This is a genomic window from Shigella sp. FC1544 (assembly GCF_001722145.1).
GTDB lineage: Bacteria > Pseudomonadota > Gammaproteobacteria > Enterobacterales > Enterobacteriaceae > Escherichia > Escherichia coli.
The window spans coordinates 1-7,694 of the sequence record NZ_MECT01000089.1 but is presented as its reverse complement, the minus strand read 5'-3'; the positions used below and the strand labels follow the sequence as shown (position 1 = coordinate 7,694).

8 protein-coding genes and 2 pseudogenes are annotated in these 7,694 nt (G+C 50.4%); 5 read left to right on the top strand and 5 right to left on the bottom strand.

Annotation, left to right across the window (positions count from 1 at the left end):
- Nucleotides 1-165, bottom strand: a 165-nt coding sequence (locus tag BGK49_RS25675; RefSeq protein WP_047664789.1) for an IS1 family transposase, incomplete at its 3' end; no start/stop codon positions are given.
- A 55-nt stretch (nt 166-220) separates the two neighbouring features.
- Nucleotides 221-1,230, bottom strand: a pseudogene (locus BGK49_RS06500) (glycosyltransferase family 2 protein); the annotation flags it as partial.
- A 24-nt stretch (nt 1,231-1,254) separates the two neighbouring features.
- Between BGK49_RS06500 and BGK49_RS31615 the strand changes: the two are divergent.
- Nucleotides 1,255-1,374 (top strand): hypothetical protein, encoded by a 120-nt coding sequence (locus BGK49_RS31615; protein ID WP_122995270.1) that lies wholly within the window; start codon nt 1,255-1,257, stop codon nt 1,372-1,374.
- 126 nt (nt 1,375-1,500) lie between these two features.
- Here BGK49_RS31615 and BGK49_RS31610 read toward each other — a convergent pair.
- Nucleotides 1,501-1,911: pseudogene (locus tag BGK49_RS31610) on the bottom strand (PIG-L deacetylase family protein); the annotation flags it as partial.
- Between the two features lie 615 nt (nt 1,912-2,526).
- Here BGK49_RS31610 and tauA point away from each other — a divergent pair.
- From tauA to tauD, 4 genes are read left to right on the top strand one after another with little or no spacing between them, the layout of a single operon-like run.
- Nucleotides 2,527-3,489 (top strand): taurine ABC transporter substrate-binding protein, encoded by a 963-nt coding sequence (tauA, locus tag BGK49_RS06490; RefSeq protein ID WP_005039740.1) that lies wholly within the window; start codon nt 2,527-2,529, stop codon nt 3,487-3,489.
- A 12-nt stretch (nt 3,490-3,501) separates the two neighbouring features.
- Nucleotides 3,502-4,269, top strand: coding sequence for a taurine ABC transporter ATP-binding subunit (tauB, locus tag BGK49_RS06485; RefSeq protein ID WP_000939345.1), 768 nt, complete (start codon nt 3,502-3,504; stop codon nt 4,267-4,269).
- A complete protein-coding gene (gene tauC / locus BGK49_RS06480) occupies nt 4,266-5,093 on the top strand; it encodes a taurine ABC transporter permease TauC (protein ID WP_000114611.1) in 828 nt (275 codons plus the stop codon). The genes tauB and tauC overlap by 4 nt, the downstream gene beginning before the upstream one ends.
- A complete protein-coding gene (gene tauD / locus BGK49_RS06475) occupies nt 5,090-5,941 on the top strand; it encodes a taurine dioxygenase (RefSeq protein ID WP_000004025.1) in 852 nt (283 codons plus the stop codon). Before tauC ends, tauD begins: the two co-directional genes overlap by 4 nt.
- A gap of 105 nt (nt 5,942-6,046) precedes the next feature.
- Here the strand turns inward: tauD and hemB are convergent, their stop codons facing one another.
- Together hemB and BGK49_RS06465 are read right to left on the bottom strand one after the other, a co-directional pair.
- Nucleotides 6,047-7,021, bottom strand: a complete 975-nt coding sequence (gene hemB / locus BGK49_RS06470) for a porphobilinogen synthase (protein ID WP_001295337.1) — start codon at nt 7,019-7,021, stop codon at nt 6,047-6,049.
- A gap of 410 nt (nt 7,022-7,431) precedes the next feature.
- On the bottom strand, nt 7,432-7,694 hold a 263-nt coding region (locus tag BGK49_RS06465; protein WP_000317683.1), incomplete at its 5' end, for an IS1 family transposase.

Here is a 7,694-nt window from a genome sequence, read left to right as displayed (position 1 = left end):
TTTCTGGTGCGTACCGGGCTGAGAGGCGGTGTAAGTGAACTGTAGTTGCCATGTTTTACGGCAATGAGAGCAGAGATAGCGCTGATGTCCGGCAGTGCTTTTGCCGTTACGCACCACGCCTTCAGTAGCGGAGCAGGAAGGACATCTGATGGAAATGGAAGCCACGCAAGCACCTTAAAATCACCATCATACACTAAATCAGTAAGTTGGCAGCATTACCCCAGATGGCATAAGCTAATAATACATACACAACGGAAAGCGGCGCTAAAGGCACCAACAACCAGCAACGATGAAACCAGGCGCTAAAAGCACCAATAACACAAACTACGCCGACCCAGATAAGCGGAAACATTGCCAACACCACACCATGCGGCCCGGTGGTGATGAATTCATTAAACCAGGTAGTGAGATAAATCCCAACGCCATAAATCACAACCAACAGCATAGGAAATATACTGAAGATACCGAAGCGGCTAAATAAAAGCCTTTTATGCAGGCGCATACAGACCGCGTAGCCCACAATCCAACGCCGCCAGCGACGCCACTCCTCACGCGGACTGTTGCATTCCTGTGGGTATACGATGCAGCGATTCGCCTGCCGAATACGGTAGCCGTTTGCCACTAATGTCCAGGTGAGATCAAGGTCTTCGACTTTAGTACGATCCGAGAAACCGAACTTACGCAATACATCAGTACGGAACATTCCGCAGGCACCGCTGATAATAAACGGTGCGCCGCCCAGGAGCTGCTGTAGCGTGCGCTTCATAACAATCATCGGCAACTTTACGGTCGCGCGGATGTGCGGTAACAGCCCCGCGCTCAATTTCTGCCAGCATATAGCCCATTCCGTCTTGATCGGGCGGAACATAGGTGTCGGCATCACTTAAAAAAACCTGGTCGCAGGTGGCATAATTGAGGCCATTCATCAGCGCACCACCTTTACCGGTATTTTTTTTGCGTGACGGCAACAAAGCGGTCGCCCCATTTGCGTTTGACTTCCGCCATGACCGCTTCGGTATTGTCCGTGGAGCCGTCGTTAACGCAAATTACCCGGCAAAAATAAGGGTTACGCAGTAGATTATCCAGTGACTGCGCCAGACACGGGCCTTCGTTATACGCAGGTATAATGGCGTCAATACAGCCTTTCTTTTGACTGGGTTTACGTCTTAGCGTACTTAAAAACCATAGCAACATTGCTATGGACATACAGATAAATATCCAGGTTTTCATGCAATTTGCTCAAAGAATCATTTTATGAATTACAAAGCCTTCACCCAGATCGCTATTGACCTGTTGCCCGCGAAATTGTGCAACTGCACGCAGGCGATCATGACGCATATAATCACGTCGTTCCTGGCTTTTATGTTTTTTTAATGCAGCAAGTTTGACTGTGAAATATTCTTCTTTAACGGATTCAAAAACCTGAGGAATAAATGAAAGCCAGGTACTTGGGGTTTCGTAGCCGAGAATTTGTGGAATAGTGCGGCAGGCAACCATTGAAGCTTGATAAACAGCGAGATGATCCTGATGGCGGTCGGCATCATGCATGGTATATACCCGCATGATTTCAACATCAGAAGGAATTTGATTTTTAATGATGTCTTCCAGGGCGGAAATCATATCATTGAGCTGTAAATGAGCGCGGGTGTCAGCAAAATTAAGATGAATAGTTTGGTGGCACCCTAATATCTTTAGGGCGTTGCGCGATTCTTCATGGCGATCGATTATTCCATCTGTACCAGAGTTGCCGGTAGTCATCACCACTGCTGCGATATAAATTCCTTTTTGCGCAAGACGAGCAAGCGATGCGCCACAGCCTAATTCTATATCGTCAGGATGTGCGCCAATAGCAAGGATACCCTTTCTTTTATTTGCCGAAGAAAGGAGGGCTGAATCTAAAACCTTATCCACTTAATGACACTCCATTTTATTTATTATACTACAAGCACAACGATGCACTCAGAGACGTAATCTCTGGTGCAGCCAGATGTTAATTTATAAATGTTAAATGTTGCTAATAACTGAAAAGCAAGGGCTTTCAGACCCGGAGGTTCGACTGGGTAATGTTTTTATGCAATTCATATATTAAGTGTTTGTATGTTTGGTATGTATAGTTATTTTGTTTTATACATTGTATTTAGATGTGATTTAGTTTGTCAATTAATTGCATTTAAAAAATATGTTCTGTGAACAAGTATTGTTTATATACATTATGTGAATGTAATATGCGAGTGATTGAGAATGATACAGTGATATATAAAATGCGAATATAATAGTTTTATTATATGTATTGATATTGATAGAAACAATGAAGTAATAAATCTCGTAATGTGGTTGTTTATGCATCACTAAAATGAAGTGTAGTAATTTTCCCAATTGTTAGAACGGAGTAATTGCATATTTAATCTTTCCTTTGCCGTTTTTTTGCTAAGAATAAAATCATCTGTGCGATAACGACTAATTCTTTTAATGAATGTTTTTATTCCTGAATACTGCTCCCATAACAAGACTGGGGAGCAGACAATCATGGCAATTTCATCGCGTAACACACTTCTTGCCGCACTGGCATTCATCGCTTTTCAGGCACAGGCGGTGAACGTCACCGTGGCGTATCAAACCTCAGCCGAACCGGCGAAAGTGGCTCAGGCCGGCAACACCTTTGCTAAAGAGAGCGGGGCGAGCGTGGACTGGCGTAAGTTTGACAGCGGAGCCAGCATCGTGCGGGCGCTGGCTTCTGGCGACGTGCAAATCGGCAACCTCGGTTCCAGCCCATTAGCGGTTGCAGCCAGCCAACAGGTGCCGATTGAAGTCTTCTTGCTGGCGTCAAAACTGGGTAACTCCGAAGCGCTGGTGGTAAAGAAAACTATCAGCAAACCCGAAGATTTGATTGGCAAACGCATTGCCGTACCGTTTATCTCCACCACCCACTACAGCCTGCTGGCGGCGCTGAAACACTGGGGGATTAAACCAGGGCAAGTGGAGATTGTGAACCTGCAGCCGCCCGCGATTATCGCCGCATGGCAGCGGGGTGATATTGATGGTGCTTATGTCTGGGCACCGGCGGTTAACGCCCTGGAAAAAGACGGCAAGGTGTTGACCGATTCTGAACAGGTCGGGCAGTGGGGGGCGCCAACGCTGGACGTCTGGGTGGTGCGCAAAGATTTTGCCGAGAAACATCCTGAGGTCGTGAAAGCGTTCGCTAAAAGCGCCATCGATGCTCAGCAACCGTACATTGCTAACCCAGACGCGTGGCTGAAACAGCCGGAAAACATCAGCAAACTGGCGCGTTTAAGCGGCGTGCCGGAAGGTGACGTTCCGGGGCTGGTTAAGGGGAATACCTATCTGACGCCGCAGCAACAAACGGCAGAACTGACCGGACCGGTGAACAAAGTAATCATCGACACCGCGCAGTTTTTGAAAGAGCAGGGCAAGGTCCCGGCTGTAGCGAATGATTACAGCCAGTACGTTACCTCGCGCTTCGTGCAATAAAAGGAGGCGCAGATGCTGCAAATCTCTCATCTCTATGCCGATTATGGCGGCAAACCGGCACTGGAAGATATCAACCTGACGCTGGAAAGCGGCGAGCTACTGGTGGTGCTGGGGCCGTCCGGCTGCGGTAAAACCACGTTGCTGAATCTGATTGCCGGTTTTGTGCCTTATCAGCATGACAGCATTCAACTGGCGGGTAAGCGTATTGAGGGACCGGGAGCAGAGCGCGGGGTGGTTTTTCAGAATGAAGGGCTGCTACCGTGGCGCAATGTACAGGACAACGTGGCGTTCGGCCTGCAATTGGCAGGTATAGAGAAAATGCAGCGACTGGAAATCGCGCACCAGGTGCTGAAAAAAGTGGGGCTGGAAGGCGCAGAAAAACGCTATATCTGGCAGCTTTCCGGTGGTCAACGTCAGCGGGTGGGGATTGCCCGCGCGCTGGCGGCGAATCCCCAGCTGTTATTACTCGACGAACCGTTTGGTGCGCTGGACGCCTTCACCCGCGACCAGATGCAAACTCTGCTGCTGAAACTCTGGCAGGAGACGGGCAAGCAGGTGCTGTTGATTACCCACGATATAGAAGAAGCGGTGTTTATGGCGACTGAACTGGTTCTGCTTTCATCCGGCCCTGGCCGTGTGCTGGAGCGGCTGCCGCTCAACTTTGCTCGCCGCTTTGTTGCGGGAGAGTCGAGCCGCAGCATCAAGTCCGATCCACAATTCATCGCCATGCGCGAATATGTTTTAAGCCGCGTATTTGAGCAACGGGAGGCGTTCTCATGAGTGTGCTCATTAATGAAAAACTGCATTCGCGGCGGCTGAAATGGCGCTGGCCGCTCTCGCGTCAGGTGACCTTAAGCATTGGCACGTTAGCGGTTTTACTCACTGTATGGTGGACGGTGGCGGCGCTGCAACTGATTAGCCCGCTGTTTTTGCCGCCGCCGCAACAAGTACTGGCAAAACTGCTCACCATTGCCGGACCGCAGGGATTTATGGACGCCACGCTGTGGCAGCATCTGGCAGCCAGCCTGACGCGCATTGTGCTGGCGCTACTCGCGGCGGTGGTGATCGGTATTCCGGTCGGGATCGCCATGGGGCTAAGCCCGACGGTGCGCGGCATTCTGGATCCGGTAATCGAACTTTATCGTCCGGTGTCGCCGCTGGCTTATTTGCCGCTGATGGTGATCTGGTTTGGTATTGGTGAAACCTCGAAGATCTTACTGATCTATTTAGCGATTTTTGCACCGGTGGCGATGTCGGCGCTGGCGGGGGTGAAAAGCGCGCAGCAGGTTCGCATTCGTGCCGCCCAGTCGCTGGGTGCCAGCCGTGCGCAGGTGCTGTGGTTTGTCATTTTGCCCGGCGCGCTGCCGGAAATCCTCACCGGATTACGCATTGGTCTGGGTGTGGGCTGGTCTACGCTGGTAGCGGCGGAGCTGATTGCCGCGACGCGCGGTTTAGGATTTATGGTTCAGTCAGCGGGTGAATTTCTCGCGACTGACGTGGTGCTGGCGGGAATCGCGGTGATTGCGATTATCGCCTTTCTTTTAGAACTGGGTTTGCGCGCGTTACAGCGCCGTCTGACGCCCTGGCATGGAGAAGTACAATGAGTGAACGTCTGAGCATTACCCCGCTGGGGCCGTATATCGGCGCACAAATTTCGGGTGCCGACCTGACGCGCCCGTTAAGCGATAATCAGTTTGAACAGCTTTACCATGCGGTGCTGCGCCATCAGGTGGTGTTTCTGCGCGATCAAGCCATTACGCCGCAGCAGCAACGCGCGCTGGCCCAGCGTTTTGGCGAACTGCATATTCACCCTGTTTACCCTCATGCCGAAGGGGTTGACGAGATCATCGTGCTGGATACCCATAACGATAATCCGCCAGATAACGACAACTGGCATACCGATGTGACATTTATTGAAACGCCACCCGCAGGGGCGATTCTGGCAGCTAAAGAATTACCTTCGACCGGCGGTGATACGCTCTGGACCAGCGGTATTGCGGCCTATGAGGCGCTCTCTGTTCCCTTCCGCCAGCTGCTGAGCGGGCTGCGTGCGGAGCATGATTTCCGTAAATCGTTCCCGGAATACAAATACCGCAAAACCGAGGAGGAACATCAACGCTGGCGCGAGGCGGTCGCGAAAAATCCTCCGTTGCTACATCCGGTGGTGCGAACGCATCCGGTGAGCGGTAAACAGGCGCTGTTTGTGAATGAAGGCTTTACTACGCGAATTGTCGATGTCAGCGAGAAAGAGAGCGAAGCCTTGTTAGGCTTTTTATTCGCCCATATCACTAAACCGGAGTTTCAGGTGCGTTGGCGCTGGCAACCGAATGATATTGCGATTTGGGATAACCGCGTGACTCAGCACTATGCCAATGCCGATTACCTGCCACAGCGGCGGATTATGCATCGGGTGACGATTCTTGGGGATAAACCGTTTTATCGGGCGGGGTGATACGAGTGCGGACGGTTCCCTCGCCCCCTTGGGGAGAGGGTTAGGGTGAGGGGGCGTTCACCGTACTTTCAACAGGTTAACTCCCCCTTTCTGAGAGGAAAAAAATTAACGCAGAATCTTCTTCTCAGCCAAATCCAGCGCAAAGTAGCTGAAAATCAGATCCGCACCCGCACGCTTAATTGAACCTAAGCTTTCGAGCACGACTTTCTCTTCATCTATAGCACCCGCCAGCGCGGCGAACTTAATCATCGCGTACTCACCGCTCACCTGATACGCGCCAATCGGCAATTCAGTACGTTCACGCAGCTCACGCACGATGTCGAGGTACGCTCCAGCAGGTTTAACCATCAGGCAGTCTGCGCCCTGGGCTTCATCCAGCAGTGACTCACGAATCGCCTCGCGACGGTTCATTGGGTTCATCTGATAGCTTTTGCGGTCGCCTTTTAATGCGCTTCCGGCAGCTTCACGGAACGGGCCATAAAAGGAAGAGGCGAACTTGGTCGAATACGACATAATCGCCGTATCTTTAAAGCCTGCAGCGTCCAGCGCCTGACGAATCGCCTGTACCTGGCCGTCCATCGCGGCGGAAGGGGCGATGAAGTCTGCGCCTGCAGCAGCTGCAACCACGGCTTGCTTGCCTAAATTTTCCAGAGTCGCGTCGTTGTCGACGCCATGCTCGCACAGCACACCGCAGTGACCGTGAGAAGTGTATTCACAGAAACAAGTGTCTGACATGACGATCATTTCTGGCACAGTCTGCTTGCAGATGCGCGACATACGCGCCACCAGTCCATCTTCCCGCCAGGCGTCGCTGCCGGTTTCATCGGTATGGTGAGAGATGCCGAAAGTCATCACGGAACGAATACCGGCGTTGGCGATGCGTTCAATTTCGCGTGCCAGATGTTTCTCTGGAATGCGCATCACGCCTGGCATGGCTTCAACGGCTTTGTAGTCGTCAATTTCTTCTTCAACAAAGATCGGCAACACCAGGTCGTTAAGGCTAAGTGTTGTCTCTTCAAACATAGCGCGCAGCGCAGGAGATTTGCGCAGGCGACGAGGGCGTTGGATTAAGTCTGTCATGGTCTGCCTGATGTTTGTGGAATTAAGGTGCACAGTATACCTGAAGCGGGGCAGGAGTGTTTTACGAAAGTTGTCGTGATGTTGACAAGAAGAGAATGAAAGAGAGACCAGGACATCTTTGTAATAGAAATAGCAAGAAGTTCATATTCACTGAAAATACTTTTAATCTTTATTTATAGCTCTTGGTTATTATTTTTTTTGGCGTTTGGTTGTGCTGCTATAAATTGAATAATTCAAACTTTGTTGTATATTGATAAGATATTTATCTGGTTTGTGTTTTTGATATTTATAACGCGTATGTATCAAAAATAATATTATCTGCAACATGTTGAAATATCGTCCTTTTATCAATTTGATGCGTGTTTTTCTCCATAAATTATATATGTCCACATTCGGGTAATGACTCCAACTTACTGATAGTGTTTTATGTTCAGATAATGCCCGATGACCTTGTCATGCAGCTCCACCGATTTTGAGAACGACAGTGACTTCCGTCCCAGCCTTGCCAGATGTTGTCTCAGATTCAGATTATGTCGCTCAATGCGCTGAGTGTAACGCTTGCTGATAACGTGCAGCTTTCCCTTCAGGCGTGATTCATACAGCGGCCAGCCATCCGTCATCCATACCACGACCTCAAAGGCCGACAGCAGGCTCAGAAGACGCTCCAGTGTGG